Source organism: Delftia lacustris, from assembly GCF_040267515.1.
Taxonomy (GTDB): Bacteria; Pseudomonadota; Gammaproteobacteria; order Burkholderiales; family Burkholderiaceae_C; genus Comamonas; species Comamonas tsuruhatensis.
This window is the reverse complement of sequence record NZ_CP141274.1, coordinates 4,423,693-4,441,489: the sequence shown is the minus strand read 5'-3', so window position 1 is coordinate 4,441,489 and position 17,797 is coordinate 4,423,693. Positions and strand designations below refer to the sequence as shown.

Annotated in this window: 16 protein-coding genes and 1 tRNA gene; 7 read left to right on the top strand and 10 right to left on the bottom strand. The window is 68.0% G+C overall.

Features of this window, described 5'->3' with window-relative positions; genetic code table 11:
- The first annotated feature begins 9 nt into the window (after window positions 1–9).
- Entirely contained in the window at window positions 10–1,821 is a 1,812-nt protein-coding gene (locus U6958_RS21630) for a tetratricopeptide repeat protein (protein ID WP_074924262.1), read from the top strand.
- A 51-nt stretch (window positions 1,822–1,872) separates the two neighbouring features.
- Here U6958_RS21630 and U6958_RS21625 read toward each other — a convergent pair whose 3' ends face one another.
- Window positions 1,873–3,090, bottom strand: coding sequence for an MFS transporter (locus tag U6958_RS21625; protein WP_074924265.1), 1,218 nt, complete (start codon window positions 3,088–3,090; stop codon window positions 1,873–1,875).
- A 106-nt stretch (window positions 3,091–3,196) separates the two neighbouring features.
- Here U6958_RS21625 and U6958_RS21620 point away from each other — a divergent pair, with 106 nt between their 5' ends.
- Window positions 3,197–4,153, top strand: coding sequence for a LysR family transcriptional regulator (locus tag U6958_RS21620; protein WP_074924268.1), 957 nt, complete (start codon window positions 3,197–3,199; stop codon window positions 4,151–4,153).
- 185 nt (window positions 4,154–4,338) lie between these two features.
- On the opposite strand, the gene U6958_RS21615 is transcribed toward U6958_RS21620, so the two are convergent.
- Complete coding sequence (locus tag U6958_RS21615) at window positions 4,339–4,602, bottom strand: hypothetical protein (protein ID WP_016452405.1); 264 nt, start codon at window positions 4,600–4,602, stop codon at window positions 4,339–4,341.
- A 201-nt stretch (window positions 4,603–4,803) separates the two neighbouring features.
- Here U6958_RS21615 and U6958_RS21610 point away from each other — a divergent pair, with 201 nt between their 5' ends.
- Together U6958_RS21610 and U6958_RS21605 are read left to right on the top strand one after the other, a co-directional pair.
- Entirely contained in the window at window positions 4,804–5,097 is a 294-nt protein-coding gene (locus U6958_RS21610) for a DUF2789 domain-containing protein (protein ID WP_016452404.1), read from the top strand.
- 86 nt (window positions 5,098–5,183) lie between these two features.
- A complete protein-coding gene (locus tag U6958_RS21605; RefSeq protein ID WP_074924270.1) occupies window positions 5,184–7,121 on the top strand; it encodes a PAS domain-containing sensor histidine kinase in 1,938 nt (645 codons plus the stop codon).
- A 33-nt stretch (window positions 7,122–7,154) separates the two neighbouring features.
- Here the strand turns inward: U6958_RS21605 and U6958_RS21600 are convergent, their stop codons facing one another.
- The 3 genes from U6958_RS21600 to U6958_RS21590 all read right to left on the bottom strand — a co-directional run bounded on the left by U6958_RS21600 (window position 7,155) and on the right by U6958_RS21590 (window position 8,528).
- Entirely contained in the window at window positions 7,155–7,277 is a 123-nt protein-coding gene (locus tag U6958_RS21600; protein ID WP_016448910.1) for a hypothetical protein, read from the bottom strand.
- 188 nt (window positions 7,278–7,465) lie between these two features.
- A tRNA-Ser gene (locus tag U6958_RS21595) sits at window positions 7,466–7,555 on the bottom strand.
- Window positions 7,556–7,568: 13 nt separating this feature from the next.
- Window positions 7,569–8,528 (bottom strand): LysR substrate-binding domain-containing protein, encoded by a 960-nt coding sequence (locus tag U6958_RS21590; RefSeq protein WP_074924273.1) that lies wholly within the window; start codon window positions 8,526–8,528, stop codon window positions 7,569–7,571.
- A 185-nt stretch (window positions 8,529–8,713) separates the two neighbouring features.
- Between U6958_RS21590 and U6958_RS21585 the strand changes: the two genes are divergently transcribed.
- Entirely contained in the window at window positions 8,714–9,121 is a 408-nt protein-coding gene (locus U6958_RS21585) for a tautomerase family protein (protein WP_074924276.1), read from the top strand.
- Window positions 9,122–9,189: 68 nt separating this feature from the next.
- On the opposite strand, the gene U6958_RS21580 is transcribed toward U6958_RS21585, so the two are convergent.
- A complete protein-coding gene (locus U6958_RS21580) occupies window positions 9,190–10,107 on the bottom strand; it encodes an SPFH domain-containing protein (RefSeq protein ID WP_016448907.1) in 918 nt (305 codons plus the stop codon).
- A gap of 127 nt (window positions 10,108–10,234) precedes the next feature.
- A complete protein-coding gene (locus U6958_RS21575; RefSeq protein WP_016448906.1) occupies window positions 10,235–10,660 on the bottom strand; it encodes an NfeD family protein in 426 nt (141 codons plus the stop codon).
- Between the two features lie 151 nt (window positions 10,661–10,811).
- Between U6958_RS21575 and U6958_RS21570 the strand changes: the two genes are divergently transcribed.
- On the top strand, window positions 10,812–13,373 hold the full coding sequence (locus tag U6958_RS21570; protein WP_017403992.1) for an arginine/lysine/ornithine decarboxylase: 2,562 nt from the start codon (window positions 10,812–10,814) through the stop codon (window positions 13,371–13,373).
- 87 nt (window positions 13,374–13,460) lie between these two features.
- Here the strand turns inward: U6958_RS21570 and U6958_RS21565 are convergent, their stop codons facing one another.
- From U6958_RS21565 to U6958_RS21555, 3 genes are all read right to left on the bottom strand, one after another.
- Window positions 13,461–14,516: a tripartite tricarboxylate transporter substrate binding protein gene (locus U6958_RS21565; protein ID WP_074924279.1), complete on the bottom strand. Its 1,056-nt coding sequence runs from the start codon at window positions 14,514–14,516 to the stop codon at window positions 13,461–13,463.
- Between the two features lie 145 nt (window positions 14,517–14,661).
- Window positions 14,662–15,909 carry a CaiB/BaiF CoA-transferase family protein gene (locus U6958_RS21560; RefSeq protein WP_074924282.1) on the bottom strand — a complete coding sequence of 416 codons (1,248 nt, stop codon included), beginning with the start codon at window positions 15,907–15,909 and terminating at the stop codon, window positions 14,662–14,664.
- Between the two features lie 39 nt (window positions 15,910–15,948).
- Entirely contained in the window at window positions 15,949–16,902 is a 954-nt protein-coding gene (locus U6958_RS21555; protein WP_016448902.1) for a hydroxymethylglutaryl-CoA lyase, read from the bottom strand.
- Between the two features lie 159 nt (window positions 16,903–17,061).
- Between U6958_RS21555 and U6958_RS21550 the strand changes: the two genes are divergently transcribed.
- A complete protein-coding gene (locus U6958_RS21550; RefSeq protein ID WP_034364346.1) occupies window positions 17,062–17,793 on the top strand; it encodes an IclR family transcriptional regulator in 732 nt (243 codons plus the stop codon).
- Window positions 17,794–17,797 lie beyond the last annotated feature (4 nt).

Sequence of the window (17,797 nt, the reverse complement as noted above, 5' to 3'; positions counted from 1 at the left end):
GAAAGCATCTTGAGAACCGACTATTCGAAGGGCGAGGCCGCGCTGCGCGTGCCCTTGCCCCTGTCCATGTCCATGTCCATGCCCATTTCCCTGTCCCTTGCCGCCTCTGCCGGTGCGCCCACCGGGCCGCCCGCTGCGGTCCGTGCGCCGCAGGACGTGCTGTCCGGTGTGCGCGTCGCCTCGCAACTGCTGCAGGACTTTCGGCCCATCACCGAAAGCATCGAGTGGGAGCTGGGCCATCTGCATTGGGCGCAGGCGGGCCTGTTGACCTTTGCCGAGAACGAGGTGCCCTACGTGGTCAACAACAGCGGCCGCCTCTCCGAAGATGCGGCGGCCCTGCTGTTCCATCACTGCGCGGACACGGCGCCGCAGGGCACGATTGCCGTGCTGGAGCTGGGCGCGGGCTGCGGCCTGTTCGCGCGCATGTTCCTGCAGGCCTTCCGGCACCTGTGCCAGCAGGAAGGGCGTGATTTCGACCAGCGGCTGGTCTGCTACGTGACAGACGGCTCGCCGCGCACCGTTGCGCAGTGGCACGAGCGCGGCCTGTTTGCCGAGTTTGGCGGCCAGGTCGTCGCAGGCTGCTGCGACGCCATGCACCCCGAGGCCGTTCGGCTGCACGACGGCAGCACGGTGCCGCTGCCGCCGCTGCATGCCGTGTTCTGCAACTACGTGCTGGATGTGCTGCCCGCCACCGTCGTGCGGCGCCAGAATGGCGGGCCGGTGCAGGAGCTGCGTATACGCACCCGCCTGACGGACGATGCCCAGCTCGTGCGCCAGTACACCGCGCTGTCGCCGCATGAGATCCGCGCCCTGGTGGATCACGCGGATGCGGCCGAGCGCGCGCGCCTGCTGCCCCTGGTGGGCCTGTTCGAGCAGGAGACGGGATTTTTCGACTGCGGCGACGCGGCACTGTCGCCCTGGGTGGATGCCGCCCTGTCCGTCAGCCAGGACGCGACACGCCTGCTGGTCAACCACGGCGCCTTCGGCGCGCTGCAGACGCTGCAGCAGCGGCTGGCGCCCAAGGGCCTGGTGCTCATCAACGACTACGGCGCCTGCACGCCCGAGGCGGCGGCTCAGTCGGTCGCCTCCCAGCGCTTTGGCCGCACCAGCGCCATCGGCCTGAACTTCCCGCTGCTGGCGCAATTGTTCGGGCGCGAGGGGTGGCAGGTGCTGGCGCCTTCGGGCGATGCGCAAAGGGCCATCCATGCGCGGCTGCTGATCGGCGAGGGATGCGAGCGCACGGCGGCCGCCTTTCTCAACCGCTTCAGCGCCGACGCGCAGCAGTTCTTCGAGGCCCCGGCCCATGAGGCCCGCACGCACCTGGAGTCGGGCCGGCAGGACGCCGCGCTGGAAAGCTACCGCCAGGCCATCACCCGCAGCCCGCGCGACTGGCGCCTGCTGGGCGAGGTGGCGGAGTTCGTGGGCCTGCAGCTGCGGGACTTTGCGGCAGGCATCGAGCTGGCGCGCAGCGCGCTGGAGCTCAACCCCTGGCTCAGCACCTGGCTGTGGAACGTGCTGGGCGACTGCCTGTTCTGCCAGGAGCAGTTTGCTGCCGCGCATGACGCCTACCTGCAGGCCGAGCGCATAGACCCGCGCGATGCCCGCACCCAGCTCAACCTGGCCTACACCTGGCAGCAGTGCGGCGACCCGGGGCGCGCGCTCGCCTGCATCGCCCAGGGCCTGGCGGGAGATGCCCATGGCGTGCACACGCAGCGCCTGATGGAAAAGCAGCAGCAGATCCTGGCGCAGATCGCTGCCCTGCGTGCCTCGCAGCAGCAGCGGCTGGCGCAGCGCGCGGCGCGTCTGCAGGCCGGGGCATAGGCAGGCCAGGGCATAGGCTGGCAGGCCCGCCAACGGCCCGGCCTGCCAGCTTCAGTGCTGGCGGCCGGCCAGCCGCACGCCCAGCGCTGCCGCCGATGCCGCGCAGGCCAGGGCCACCACGCCGCCCCAGCCCCATTGCGCCAGGGCCAGCGCGCCCAGCGCGGAGCCCGAGGCCATGCCGATGAACACGCCCGTGAACAGCAGCGCATTGAGCCGGCTGCGCGCCGCAGGCTCCAGGCCATACACCAGGGTCTGGTGCGCCACCAGCGTGGCCTGGATGCCGAAGTCGAAACCGATGGCGCTGGCCACCAGCAGCGGCAGCTGTGCGCCGGCCGGCAGCCAGGGCGACAGTGCCAGCACGGCGAACGATGCCAGGGCCAGGCCCGCACCCAGGCAGGTCACGCGCTGCGGGCCGCTGCGGTCGGCCAGCCGGCCTGCCAGCGGGGCGGCCAGCGCACCGGCCGCACCCGCCAGGCCCAGGGCGCCGGCAGCGGCGCTGCCCATGTGGAACTGCTGATGCAGCATCACGGCCAGCGTGGACCAGAACGCGCTGAAGGCCACCGACAGCAGGCCCTGTGCCAGTGCCGCGCGGCGCAGCGCAGGCTGGCTGCGCCACAGCTGCACCATGGAGCCCAGCAGCGCGCCATAGCCCAGTTGCGTGGTGGGTTTGAAACTGGGCAGCCCGCGCCACAGGGCCACCCCCAGCAGTGCCATGGCAGCGGCGGCCAGCAGGTAGACGCTGCGCCAGCCCCCATGCTCGGCCAGCAGGCCGCTGACCACGCGCGACAGCAAGATGCCCAGCAGCAGCCCCGTCATCACCGTGCCCACCACCTTGCCGCGCTGGTGCTCGGGCGCCAGCGTGGCGGCGGCCGGCACCACGTCCTGCGCCAGGGTGGCGGCCAGGCCCACGGCCAGGCTGGCAGCCAGCAGCGGCGCAAGGCCCGGAGCCAGCCCGCTGGCCAGCAGGGCCAGCATCAGCGCGGCGGTCTTGGCCAGGATGATGCGCCGGCGGTCCATGCGGTCGCCCAGCGGTGCCAGCAGCAAAATGCCCAGCGCATAGCCCAGCTGGGTCAGCGTGGGCACAAAGCCCACGGCGCGTTCGCCTGCGCCCAGGTCGGGGCCGAGCACCCCCAGCATGGGCTGGCTGTAGTAGAGCGAGGCCACGCCCACGCCCGCCGTGGTCGCCATCAGCAGCACCAGCGATGCCGGCACGCCGGCAGCCTGCGCGCCCGCAGCGGTTTGCATATGCGTAGATTGAATAGAAGACATGTTGAGGCGCCTGTCAGGCGCAGTTGAAAAGCGATGGCCGTAGTGTGGTGCGGCGCAGCACACCACGGTAGTGGCTGCGCCTGCAGAATCGATATACGCTTGGCGTATGACCCTTGCCGACCTTCCCCTGCCTTCTGGCGCTGACCGCATCGAACTGCTGCAGACCTTTGTGCGCATCGTCGAAAGCGGCAGTCTTTCGGCCGCTGCGCAGCAGATGTCCACCACCCAGCCCACGGTCAGCCGGCGCCTGCAGACGCTGGAGCGCGCGCTGGGCCTGCGCCTGCTGCGGCGCTCCACCCACGCCATGGCGCTGACCGACGACGGCCAGCGCTGCCTGGAGCACGCGCGCGAGCTGCTGGAGGCATGGCACGCGCTGGAGTCCGACCTGCGCGGCGCCCAGGACACGCCGCGCGGCCTGCTGCGCGTGGTCGCGCCCCACGCCTTCGGCCAGGACCAGCTCATGGCGCCGCTGCTGGCGTTTCTGGACCGCCATCCGGCCGTCAAGGTCGAATGGCTGCTGCATGACCGCCAGCCGGACTTCATTGCCGAAGGCATCGACTGCGCCGTGCAGGTCGGCACCGTGGTCGACCCTTCGGTGATTGCGCTGCGCGTGGCCGAGGTGCCGCGCATTGCCGTGGCCGCGCCTGCCTTGCTGGGGCAGGGCAGCGTGCCCCAGCACCCGCGCGAACTGCAGGGCCTGCCCTGGATTGCGCTGCGCACCTTCTACCAGCGCGAGCTGGAGCTGCACCGCGTGGGCGATGAGCGGGTCTGCAAATCCTGGCGCCTGCAGTTCGAGCCCCGGCTCAGCACCGACAGCCTTTATGCGCTGCGCAACGCTGCCCTGGGCGGACTGGGCGCGGTCCTGGCCTCGGCCTGGATCGTGCGCGAGGATCTGGAGGCCGGGCGCCTGGTGCATCTGGCGCCCGACTGGCAGGCGGCGCCGCTGCCCGTGCATCTGGTCTACCCACCCGCGCGCCACCAGCCGGCGCGGCTGCGCGCCTTCATTGCGGCCATGCGGGAAGTCATGCCGGGCCTGACGGGAATGCGCGCGCCGCTGCCCTGAGTTGCTTGCTTGCTGCATCGTGTCCGCCCACGGCACCAGCCCCGACCTGAACCTGCCCGGTGCGCCGCGCAGTGTGATGTTGGCGCTGCGGCACAGCTTCTGAGGCTGCGCCCGGCATGGCCCCGGGCTTCTCCAAAAGACCAAGGCCCACGCGAGTGGGCCTTGGTCTATCCGGGCGTTGCCGTCTACTCGGTCGCCTTCTTCAGCGATTCCTTGGCGTTCTCTGCCGACTGCTTGGAGCGCTTGTTGTGGTAGTCCGACTTGACGTTGTTCACGGCCTTGCCGACCGGCCCGCTGTCCTTGGCCTTGGCGTCGGCCTGCTTTTCCTTCACCTTGTGGTCTGCAGCGTCGGCGGCTTCGGAGGCGGCCTTGCCCACCTGGGCATGGACGGGTGACAGGGCAGCGGCAGCTGCGAAGGAAATGGCGGTGGCAAGCAGCAGTTTCTTCATGGAATGCAATGTCCTGTGATGAGATGGCTGCATGGTGCGCCGGACCGCCGAGGCAACCGTGTAGGAGCAGGGCTTTGCACGGCGCGGGCGCTGCGGCCCACTCGCAGAAGGGCCGCCGACGGCAGCTTGCTTCAGTGTCCGACATGGTGCCGCCGGCCGAGCTTCTAGCCTTGAGCCAACCCCGTCACAACAAGGACCCCCATGATCACAGCCGAACCCACCATGACCAATCTTTTCGACCAGCTGGGTCTGGACTCCAGCCCGGAGGGCATCAAGCAGTTCATCCTCTCGCACCGGCTGGAAAAGGACACGCTGCTGGTGGATGCACCGTTCTGGACCGACGCGCAACGTGCCCTGTTCTCGCAGCAGTGGCATGCCGATGCGACCTGGGCGCTGGTGGTGGACCAGCTCAGCGAGGCCTTGCATGCCGAGCCGGACCTCCAGGCTGCGCCTTCGCCCGCAATTGCCGGGCACGAGCAGGAGGCTCGTCCCTGATCCTGTGATGCAACCGCTTGCGATGAACCCGTGGTGCTTACAATTTTTCCGGCTCGTTCAACCCATTTGCCTACGGAGTCGTTCACATGCTGACCTCGACTGGTCTGGCGCCGGCCCCTGCAGGCTCCGACGCACAACTCCCCCTTGATCCGGGCCTTGCTGCTTTGGAGGCCTTTCCGGACGCAGTCTTCGTCGTCGGACTCGATGGACGCCTGGCGCGCTGCAACCGCCATGCGTTGAGCCTGCTGGAGCATTCCGGCGATGCCCTGGAGGGCAGTGTTTTCGAGGACCGCTTCGTCGCCAGCAGCGGGCGCGCAGGCTGGTTCAACAGCCAGTGCGAGCCCGCCGGCGCCGCACGGCAGGCCAGCCGCTGGCCCTTGCTGACCTGCACGGGACGCGAGCGGCCCGTGGCCTCATGCAGCTCGCGCGTACGGCTCGGCGATGGCAGCCTGGCCCTGCTGCTGAGTGTGCGCGAGGCGGATGCACCCCCGTCCGGGGCATCGCAGGCTCTGGCCGTGCCTTCCCGGTCCAACCCTCTTTCCAGCGCCGAGCGCAGCTTTGCCTTGCTGGTGCAGAGCGTGACCGACTGTGCGATCTACATGCTGGATCCCGAGGGCCGCATCGTCAGCTGGAACCTGGGTGCCAAGCGCATCAAGGGCTATGAAGAGGACGAGGTCCTCCATACCCATTTCTCGCGCTTTTACACACCAGAGGACCAGCAGGCGGGGCTGCCACAGGCGGGACTGCGCACGGCCGTCAGCACCGGCCGCATGGAGGCCGAAGGCCTGCGCGTGCGCAAGGACGGCTCGCGTTTTTGGGCATCGGTCGTGATCGATGCCATCTACGACGAGGGCCAGCTGATCGGTTTTGCCAAGGTCACGCGTGATGTGACGGAGCGCAAGGCTGCCGAGGCCCAGCTGCGCCAGGCCTTGAAGATGGAGGCCATCGGCCGCTTCACGGGCGGGGTGGCCCATGATTTCAACAATCTGCTGATGGCCGTGCTCAGCAGCCTGGAACTGCTGCGCAAGCGCATGCCGCCCGACGATCGCCTGCGTTCGCTGGTGGAGATCGCCACGCGCGGCGCACAGCGCGGTGCCTCGCTGACCCAGCGCATGATGGCCTTTGCGCGGCAGCAGGAATTGAAGACGCAGGCCGTGGACGTCGCTGTGCTGCTGACCGGGATGCAAGGCCTGCTGCAGCAGACGGCTGGCCCGCATATCTTTCTGAAGATGGCCCTGGCCTCAGACCTGCCGCGCATCGCCACCGACCCCAGCCAGTTCGAGAGCAGCATCCTCAGCCTGGTTGCCAATGCGCGCGATGCCATGCCGGGCGGCGGCGTCATCAAGATCACGGCGGCCGTGGAAACCACGCTGCCGCGCCAGCTTGCGGGCCTGGCCTCGGGCTCGTATGTCTGCGTGCGCGTGGTGGACACCGGCGAGGGCATGGACGAACAGACACTCTCGCATGTGGTCGAGCCCTTCTTCACCACCAAGGGCGTGGGCAAGGGCACCGGCCTGGGCCTGGCCATGGTGGACGGGCTGGTGGCCCAGTCCGGCGGCAAGCTCGTGCTGCACAGCGCCCTGGGCAGCGGCACCACGGTGGAGATGTGGATGCCCGTCTCCAAGGACGAAAGCACGGCCTGCCATCTGGGCGGGCAAAGCGTGCAGGACGTGGGGCCCCTGGATGTGCTGCTGGTGGATGACGACCCGCTGGTGAGGGCCAATGCCTCGGCCCTGCTGGAAGACCTGGGCCACCGCGTCACGACCCTGGGCGCCGGGCAGGAGGCCATCGACCTGCTTGCGCGGCAGGCGCGCTTCGACGTGGTCATCTCCGACTACGCCATGCCCGGCATGAACGGCGTGGAGCTGGCCCGGCATATTGCAGCGCGATACCCGGGCCTGAACTTCATCCTGGCCAGCGGCTTTGCCGACATACCGGCACTGCCACCAGGAATGACGCGGCTGGCCAAGCCCTATTCGCAGGACGATCTACGCCAGCTGCTTCATCAGCTCGGGAAGGCTTGAGCCCCTGGAAAGCCGCGAGATCCTGAGACGGCCTCAGACACCAGCCTTCTCGAACAGCCGGCGCAGTACCTGCATGGGAAGGAACTTGACGCCGCGCCGCTTCAGCTCGCGGCGAAAGAGGCGCTCCCTCTCGATAAAGTTGATTTTTGGTTTCATCTCGTTCCGGGTGCAATGACTGAACCGGGCAATCTATCAGCGCAGAGGGGCGCTGCTGTAACACCCTGTCATCGCCCCCTTGATCGAGGGCCATCATCGCCGCGTGCGGCCGTGCAGGCATCGGGTGGACGAAAAAAAGCCCTGGGACCAACGTCGTCAGGGCTTTTTCACTGGCTTGGCGCCATGTCTGGCGGAGAGGGCGGGATTCGAACCCGCGGTGGGGATTAGCCCACACACGCTTTCCAGGCGTGCGACTTAAACCGCTCATCCACCTCTCCGAAGACCGCGATTCTAGCATCGATTTTTTGGGGTGGCCGCGAAGTTTCCTGCATGCGTGATCGATATGCCCTGGACGGCTGGCGCTTCGGGCATGGCCCGTGCCTGCGCCTGCAGCCAGTTGCAGAAGATGTCGAGCCGGGTCTGCACCGCAGTGCTGCGGCGCAGCGCCAGGTAGCGGTAGCCGGAGGCCGTGAAGCCGAAGGGCGCCAGCAGGCGGCCGGCCTGCACGTCGTCCATCACCAGGTGCCAGGGGGCGACGGCCGCGCCCAGGCCGCGCAGCGCGGCTTCCAGCGTGAAGTAGTAGTGCTCGTAGACGGGGCCGGCCGCTGCGGGCGGGGCCATGTCCATGGAGGCGGCCCACAGGTCCCAGGCGTTGCGCCGGCCGCGCGTGTGCAGCAAGGGGAGGCTGGCCAGGTCTTCAGGCTGCTGGAGGCGTCCTGCCATGGCCGGGGACATCACCGGGCCCAGGTATTCGGCGAAAAGAGGCAGGGACGTCTCGTTGTCTGCAAGGGCCTCGCCGCTGTCGTGCGTGATGGCCGTGATGAGCAGGTCGCAGCCTTCGTGTGCAGCGTCGGTGCCGGTGTCGGTAGTGCGCAGGCGCACCTCGATGCCGGGGTGGTGCGCGTGAAAGTCGAACAGCCGGGGGATCAGCCATTTGACGGTGAAGGTGCTGAAGCAGGCCACGTCCAGAGGGCCTTCGTGGGCGTCGCCCAGGCTGCGCACCGCCTCATGGATCTGCTCGAAGGCCTGGGTCAGCGCCGGCTGCAGGGTGCGTGCTGCCGCAGTGAGCGTGGGGCGGGCCTTGGTGCCTGCGAACAGCGGCAGGCCCAGGTGCTGCTCCAGCTGCCTGACCTGGCGGCTGATGGCGCCGGGCGAGACGCACAGCTCGTCCGCAGCCGCCGTCATGCGGCCCAGGCGTGCGGCGGCTTCAAAGGCGCGCAGGGCGGCCAGCGGGGGCAGGCGGCGGGTCATGGGCCGGGTCATGAGTCGGGTCACGGGGCGGGTGGAGGCTATGTGAGTTCCAGGTACATAGAACCGGCCGAATCATCGCTTTTCAGGCCATGGGCCGGTCGGTAGATTTGCCGCTTCGGCTGGCAATCCTGCGTGGATTCTGGCCGGACTTTCCATCTCCATTCGATCCCAAAGCACATAGCACCATGCCCTTCGTCCACACCTATCTGCCCCAGTCCACCTCCACTTCCCAGCGCGATGCCGCCGTGCAGGGCATTCACCGCGCCCTGGTGGAGGGCATCGGCATGCCTGAGGACGAACTGTTCAACATGGTGCACCCGTACGCTCCCGGGCAGTTCGCGTTCAGCCGCAGTTTCAACGGGGTGGCGCGTTCGGATGCCGTGGTGGTGGTCGAGATCACCATGCGGCGCGGGCGCAGCGATGCGATGAAGAAGGCCTTGTATGCGGCCATTGCGCGCAATCTGCATGAAGGGGCGGGGGTGGCGCCGGCCGACGTGTTCATCTTCATGCATGAGAACGACTACTCGGACTGGTCCGTGGGCCATGGGCGCTTCGCCATGGGCCTGGTGCAGCAGGTGGGCGCACCCGCCTGATCCGCACAACACCGCTGCAATGAAAAACGGGCCGCGATGGCCCGTTGTTCATGGCGTGGCGGCGGCTCTCAGCTGGTGCGCTGGCCGGTCTGGATCATCTTCATGGCCGAGGTGATCAGGCTGGAGACTTCGGTCATGTTGCTGGGCACGATCAGCGTGGTGGTGGCGTCAGAGGCAACCTGGCCATAGGCCTCGACGGCCTTTTCGGCGACCTTGAGCTGCACGGCCTGCTCGCCACCGGGCTGGCGGATGGCGTTGGCCACGCGTTCGATGGCCTGGGCCGTGGCGTCTGCGACCGCCTTGATGGACTCGGCCTCGCCCTGGGCCTTGTTGATGACGGCCTGCTTCTCGCCTTCGGAGCGGGCGATGAAGGCTTCGCGCTCGCCCGTGGCGATGTTGATCTGTTCCTGGCGGCGGCCTTCGGAGGCTGCGATCAGGGCGCGCTTTTCGCGCTCGGCCGTGATCTGGGCCTGCATGGAGCGCAGGATTTCGGCCGGCGGCGTCAGGTCCTTGATTTCATAGCGCAGCACCTTCACGCCCCAGTTGAGCGCGGCCTCGTCGATGGCGGAGACCACCTGGGCGTTGATCATGTCGCGCTCCTCGAAGGTCTTGTCCAGTTCGAGCTTGCCGATCACGGAACGCAGCGAGGTCTGGGCCAGCTGGGTGACGGCCATGATGTAGTTGGACGAGCCGTAGCTGGCGCGCATGGGATCGGTGACCTGGAAGTAGAGGATGCCATCCACCTGCAGCTGGGTGTTGTCGCGCGTGATGCAGACCTGGCTGGGCACGTCCAGCGGGATTTCCTTGAGGCTGTGCTTGTAGGCCACGCGGTCCACGAAGGGCACGAGGAAGTTCAGGCCGGGCGTGAGCGTGCCGGCGTACTTGCCGAGGCGTTCCTTGACCCAGGCGTGCTGCTGGGGCACGACCTTGATGGACCGTGCGATGAAGATGGCCGCGATGACCAGAATGACGATGGCGATTTCCATGGTGTCTCCAGGCCCCGGAGGGGCGTTCGGTGAAACAAGAGGGCGGCGGGACGGCTGGCGGATGGTGCCTGCCACTATGCCCGATGCAGATGCCCGCGCCGTGAAGCGCGGGCGTGGGGATGGGCAATCAGAGTTTGTCCACCAGCAGCCGGTTGCCGACGACCTCGGCCACGCGGTGCATGCCGGCAGAGGGCAGGTTGCCCGGACGGCTGATCACGGTCCATTGGGCGCCGCGGTAGCGGACCTGGGCCGTGCCGTCGGAGTTCCATTGCTCGACCATGACGGATTCGCCGACATCGAGGTTGACGTCGCGGTTGCTGGAGGCGGGCTGGCGGCTGGGCAGGCGCCGGCGCACCAGGTAGCAGGCCAGTACGAAGGCGCTGCCGAGCACGGCGGCAATGACGAGCTGGGCAATGGGCGCCAGGCCCATGTGGGCGCACAGCGCGCCGACGATGGCGCCCAGTGCCAGCATCAGCAGATAGAAGCTGCCGGTCAGCAATTCGGCGATGACCAATGCGCCGGCGACGAGCCACCAGATGGTGGAATATTCCATTCCCAGACTCCCTGTTTATGACGGTTGCTTGTGTTTAGTGCACCACATTCTGGGTGAAAAGCCGCACGCTTCAAAGGCGCAATAAGGATATTCCTTACACTTCGCGCCTGTTTCGTTTTTTAGGCCCGCTCAGGTTACGGAGGCTGCCCCCATGAAGTTTCGCTTTCCCATCGTCATCATCGACGAGGACTACCGTTCCGAGAACACCTCGGGCCTGGGCATCCGCGCCCTGGCACAGGCCATCGAGCAAGAAGGTTTCGAGGTGCTGGGGGTGACCAGCTACGGCGACCTGTCGCAGTTCGCGCAGCAGCAAAGCCGGGCCAGTGCCTTCATCCTGTCCATCGATGACGAGGAGTTCTCGCTGGGTGGCGAAAGCGATCCCGTGATCCACAGCCTGCGCAGCTTCATCGGCGAAGTGCGCCGCAAGAACGCCGATGTGCCGATCTACATCTACGGCGAGACCAAGACCAGCCGCCACCTGCCCAACGACATCCTGCGCGAGCTGCACGGCTTCATCCACATGTTCGAGGACACGCCGGAGTTCGTGGCCAAGCACATCATCCGCGAGGCCAAGAGCTACCTGGAAGGCGTGCAGCCGCCGTTCTTCAAGGCGCTGCTGGACTATGCGGAAGACGGCTCCTACAGCTGGCACTGCCCCGGACACTCGGGCGGCGTGGCCTTCCTCAAGAGCCCCGTGGGCCAGATGTACCACCAGTTCTACGGCGAGAACATGCTGCGCGCCGACGTGTGCAACGCGGTGGAGGAACTGGGCCAATTGCTGGACCACAACGGCGCCATCGGCGAGAGCGAGCGCAATGCCGCGCGCATCTTCAATGCCGATCACTGCTATTTCGTGACCAACGGCACGTCCACGTCGAACAAGATCGTCTGGCACCACGCCGTGGCGCCCGGCGACGTGGTCGTGGTGGACCGCAACTGCCACAAGTCCATCCTGCACTCCATCATCATGACGGGTGCGATTCCGGTGTTCCTCAAGCCCACGCGCAACCACTTCGGCATCATCGGCCCGATCCCGCAAAGCGAGTTCTCGGTGGAGTCCATCCAGGCCAAGATCGCGGCCAATCCGCTGCTCAAGGGCGTGGATGCCAAGACGGTCAAGCCCCGCGTGCTGACGCTGACGCAGTCCACCTACGACGGCGTGCTCTACAACACCGAGACCATCAAGAGCATGCTTGACGGCTATGTGGCCAACCTGCACTTCGATGAGGCCTGGCTGCCGCACGCTGCCTTCCACCCGTTCTATGGCAGCTACCACGCCATGGGCAAGAAGCGCGCGCGCCCCAAGCACTCGGTGGTGTATGCCACGCAGTCCATCCACAAGCTGCTGGCCGGCATCAGCCAGGCATCGCATGTGCTGGTGCAGGACAGCCAGACCGAAAAGCTGGACCACCACCTGTTCAACGAGGCGTACCTGATGCACACCTCGACCAGCCCCCAGTACAGCATCATCGCCAGCTGCGACGTGGCCGCCGCGATGATGGAGCCGCCTGGCGGCACGGCCCTGGTGGAAGAGTCGATTCTGGAGGCGCTGGACTTCCGCCGTGCCATGCGCAAGGTCGAAGACGAGTTCGGCGACGACGACTGGTGGTTCGAGGTCTGGGGTCCCGAGAAACTGGCCGATGAAGGCGTCGGCTCGGCCCAGGACTGGATCATCCGCGGCCAGGACGCGGCGCCCAAGCGCTCCAAGGCCAAGAACGGCAAGGAGTTCGACAACTGGCACGGCTTTGGCGAACTGGCCGACGGCTTCAACATGCTGGACCCGATCAAGTCCACCATCGTGACGCCGGGCCTGGACCTGGACGGCGATTTCTCGGACACGGGCATCCCGGCCTCCATCGTGACCAAGTACCTGGCCGAGCACGGCGTGGTGGTGGAGAAGACGGGCCTGTACTCGTTCTTCATCATGTTCACCATCGGCATCACCAAGGGCCGCTGGAACACCATGCTGACGGCGCTGCAGCAGTTCAAGGACGACTACGACCGCAACCAGCCGCTGGCACGCATCCTGCCCGAGTTCTGCCAGCAGCACCGCCGCTACGAGCGCATGGGCCTGCGCGACCTGTGCCAGCACGTGCACGAGCTGTACGCCAAGTACGACATCGCCCGCCTGACGACCGAGATGTATCTGTCGGACCTCAAGCCCGCGATGAAGCCCAGCGATGCCTACGCCCACATCGCGCACCGCAAGACCGAGCGCGTGGAGATCGACCACCTGGAAGGCCGCATCACCGTGGGCCTGGTCACGCCGTACCCGCCCGGCATTCCGCTGCTGATCCCTGGCGAGGTGTTCAACCGCAAGATCGTGGATTACCTGCTGTTCGCGCGTGAGTTCGCCAAGGAGTGCCCTGGCTTCGAGACCGACATCCACGGCCTGGTGGAGCTGGAGGACGCGGACGGCGAGGTGCGCTACTACGCCGACTGCGTGGCCCAGGCCGCTCCTGCCCGCAAGGTGCCGGCTGCCGGCAAGTCTGTGGCCGGAAAATCCGCAGCGGCCAAGCCGGCTGCCAAGGCTGCGGCAAAGCCCGCTGCCAAAAAGGCCGTGAAGGCTGCTGCCGTCAAGGCGCCGGCCAAGCGCCCCGCAGCGGCCCGCAAGGCCGGGTCGGCGCCGGAAGTCGGCACGGCTGCCAAGCCGGCGCGTGGCCGCAAGATGGTGCAGGTGGGCGATGATGGCCCCTTCGGCCGCACGATCTGATCGGCTGGCCGGCTGACGACGGCCCGTCAAAAAGGCGCGGTGCCCGCAAGGGGCGCCGCGCCTTTTTTCTTGCCCGCTGTTTGCCGCTCACTCCAGGCGGATCCTGGCATCGCGGATCAGCGCGGCCCAGTCCGTCTGCTCCTTGAGCAGGTACCGGGCCGCGTCCTGCATGCTGCCGCCCAGGGCCGTGCTGCCCTCGGCCTGCAGTTGCTGCTGCACGGCGGGCTGCTGCAGGGCCGCGTTCACGGCGGTATTCATCTTCTGCACGACGGCGGCCGGCGTGCCCTTGGGCGCGACGATCAGCTTCCAGTCCACGGCCTCGAAGCCTGCATAGCCCGACTCGGCCACGGTGGGCACCTCGGGCAGGATGGGCAGGCGCCTGGCCGAGGTCACTGCCAGGGCGCGCAGCTTGCCGCCCTTGAGCAGCGGATAGACGGCCTGGGGCGTGCCGAACATGTAGTGCGTCTGCTTGCCCAGCAGGTCGGTCACGGCCGGCGCTGCGCCCTTGTAGGGCACGTTGAGCACCTGGATGCCGGCCTTGAAGGCCAGCATTTCGCCGGCCAGGTGGCCCACCGTGCCCGTCGATGCCAGTCCCTGGCGGATGCCGCCCGGGTCGGCCTTGGCGTCCTTGACCAGGTCCTGCACCGATTTCCATGGCGAGTCCTGCGGCACGACCAGCACCGTGGGCTGGGCGGCGACCAGGGCCACGGGGATCAGGTCGGTGCGCGGGTTGAAGGGCATGCTGGGCAGCAGGGCGGGGTTGATGGCGAGGTTGGCAGTCTGGCCCATGCCGAAGGTATAGCCATCCGGCGCGGACTTGGCCACCGCATCCAGCCCGATGTTGCCGCCCGCGCCGGGCTTGTTGTCCACCACCACGGTCCATTGGTTCAGCGTGCCCACGCGCTCGCTGATCTGGCGCGCGACCGCGTCCGTGCCGCCGCCCGGCGTGTAGGGCACGACCATGCGCACGGCGCGCGAGGGCCAGTTGCCGGGCTGGGCCTGGGCCGCCAGCGGGAGCAGGGCGGCAGCCAATGCGGGCAGGGCGCACAGCAGCAACTGGCGGCGCGGGGCGGAACAAGGGCGGGCCTGGGTCAGTGTCTGTGTCCGGTTTTGGGCGGCCGGGTTGCGGTGGATGGCGGGCATGGTGTTGTCTCCGGGAATTTTTGGGAAAAGGCCTCCCCGCCGGGCGCGGGGCAAGCGTCGTCCGGTGTGGGGTGGATGGGGTGCAAGGTTGCAGGGGCGCCGCGCGTCGGGTGGACGGCGGCGGCTTCAGTGGCTCAGCCTGGCATCAATGGGAGGCCTTGGCGTGGCTGTCGGTGGCCTCGCCCTGGGCCAGGGCCAGGGCCTGCTCGCTGCTGTAGCCCAGTGCGGTGAGGATCTCCAGGCTGTGCTCGCCCAGGCGCGGGGGCGACAGGCGCACATCCAGGCGCTTGCCGTCCAGCGTGAAGGGCAGCAGCACGGTCTTGGTCTCGCGGCCATCGGGCAGGGTGATGGGGGCCAGCGCGCCCGTGGCGTTCAGGTGCGGGTCTTGCAGCAGGTCCTGCGGGCGTGCGATGGGGGCGAAGGGCAGGCCGTTCTTCTCGAAGACCTCGGCAATGTGGGCGGCGCTGTGCGGGGCCATCTTCTCGCGCAGCAGCGGCATCAGCCAGCTGCGCGCCAGCACGCGGTCGTTGTTGCTGCCAAGGCGCGGATCGTCGCGCAGCTCGCCCAGGCCGAAGGCATCGCAGAACAGGCGCCAGGCGCCGTCGCTGACCACGGCCAGGAAGATCTGCTCGCCGCCCTGGACCTCGAACACGTCGTAGATGGCCCAGGCCGAGATGCGTGCCGGCATGGGCGCGGCCGGCTTGCCGGTGACGGCGAACTGCATCATGTGCTGGGCGACCAGGAAGATGTTGTTCTCGAACAGCGCGCTTTGCACTTCCTGGCCGCGCCCGGTCTTCTCGCGCTGGGCCAGGGCAGCCATCGCGCCCATGGCGCCGAACATGCCGCCCATGATGTCGTTGACGCTGGCACCGGCGCGCAGCGGGTCGCCGGGGCGGCCCGTCATGTAGGCCAGGCCGCCCATCATCTGCACCACCTCGTCCAGCGCCGTGCGGTGCTCGTAGGGGCCGGGCAGAAAGCCCTTGTGGCTCACGTAGATGAGGCGCTCGAAGCGGTCCTTGAGGCTGTCGTAGTCCAGCCCCAGCTTGCGCATGGTGCCGGGCTTGAAGTTCTCGCAGACCACGTCGGCCGTGGCGATCAGGCGCAGCGCGGCCTGCTTGCCTTCCTCGGTCTGCAGGTCCAGCGTCACGCTCTTCTTGTTGCGGTTGAACAGCGGGAAAAAGCCCGAGCCCGAACCCAGCAGCTTGCGCGTGGCATCGCCGTCGCGGCCGTGGCCCACGGGCTCGACCTTGATGACTTCGGCGCCCAGGTCGGCCAGCATCATGCCGCAGGACGGGCCCATGACCATGTGGGTGAACTCGACCACGCGGATGCCTGCGTAGGGCAGTGGCGTGGCCTGGCCTGCGGCCGTGTCGGGGGAGGTGGGTTGGCTCATGGGAAAACGGTGAATGAATGTATGGGTTGTCGCCGCGGCTCAGGCCGGTGCGTAGGGGTGGGGCGCAAAGCCCTTGGGCAGTCCGGCCAGCGGCGTCATGCCGTGCAGCTCCTCGCCGGGCAGGCCTGCGGCCAGCGGCTGGCGGGCGGCGATCAGGCGATCGATGTCCACGCCGGTGCGGATGCCCATGGCCTCGAACATGAAGACCAGGTCTTCGGTGACCACGTTGCCCGAGGCGCCCGGCGCGTACGGGCAGCCACCCAGGCCGGCCAGCGAGGCATCGAAGGTGCGCGCGCCAGCCTCGTAGGCGGCCAGGCAGTTGGCCAGGCCCAGGCCGCGCGTATTGTGCATGTGGGCCGCGCCTGCCTGTTCGCCCAGCTCGGCCCGCAGCCGTGTGAACAGGCGCCGCACCTGGGCCGGGTTGGCCATGCCCGTGGTGTCGGACAGGCCCGATTCGTCGGCGCCCGCCGCCACGCAGGCCAGGGCCAGTGCAATCACTTCGTCCTCGGGCACCAGGCCCTGCAGCGTGCAGCCGAAGGCCGTGGAGATGCCCGCCTCGATCAGGGCCTGCGGCGCGATCTCGTCGCGCAGCGCGGCAATGGCCCGCACCTCGTCCACCATCTGCATGGGGGTCTTGCGCACATTGGCCATGGAGTGCGCGGGGCTGGCCGATACGGGCAGGGTGACCTTGTGGACGCCGGCGCGCAGCGCAGCCTCGGCGCCGCGCAGATTGGGGACCAGGGCCATCACGGTGACGCCTGGCAGCGTGATGGCGTGGGCGACCACCTCGGCCGCGTCGGCCATCTGGGGCAGCAGCTTGGGCGAGACGAAGGAGCCGACCTCGATCTCCTGCAGGCCCGCATGGGCCAGGGCGTCGATCCACGCCAGCTTGTGCGCTGTGGACATGGTGGAGGCCACGGACTGCAGGCCATCGCGCGGGCCGACTTCGCTGATGAGTACGTCAAAACGGTGGGAGGACATGGGCAGGGACATCCGGTGGTGGGTGGCGATGACCGCAGGATTCGCCTGTTGACATCAGTTGCTTGAGTCGTTCTAATAGATAGAACTTTATTCTCTCTATTGAAATACTCCCTGCTGCACGCGCCATCGTCAAGCCTGCGTGCCTGGGGTTTTCCCTTGGGTGCCTTCGATATGCCTCGCAAATCAGTGACGGAATCGGTAGCCGACGAGAACGCCGCGCCGGGCGGCGTGGCTGCGGTGGACCGGGCCTTGAGCCTGCTGGCCGCCTTTCGCGACGGAGATGACGGGCTGACGCTGGCCCAGCTGTCGGAACGCACGCGCCTGTACAAGAGCACCGTGCTGCGGCTGCTGGCTTCGCTCGAACATGGCGGCTGGGTGTTGCGCCTGGATGATGGCCGCTATGCCGTGGGCCCGGCCGTGGCACGGCTGAACACCGTGTATGCCCGGCATTTCTCGCTGGACAGCGTGGTCATGCCCGTGCTGCGTACCCTGGTGCAGGCCACGGGCGAGAGTGCGGCCTACCACGTGCGCCAGGGACAGGACCGGCTGTGCCTGTACCGCGTGGATTCGCCCCATCCCGTGCGCGACCATGCGCGCACCGGCGATCTGCTGCCGCTGGGGCAGGGTGCGGGCGGGCGGGTGCTGTCCGCGTTCGATGCCGAGCTGTACGCCGCATCGCGCGGCGGCAGCCGCACGCAGCTGGCCCGCGTGCGCGCCGATGGCTACTGCGCCATGGTGGGAGACAGGCACCGGGAGATCGCCGGGATTTCTGCCCCGGTCTTCAAGCGCGATGGAGAGTTGGCAGCGGCACTGACACTGACCATGCCAGCCCACCGCTACGAGGAGCGCCACGCCCGCCATGTGCTGGCGGCGGCGCGGGAGCTGGGGCTCTTGCTGCCCTGAGCCA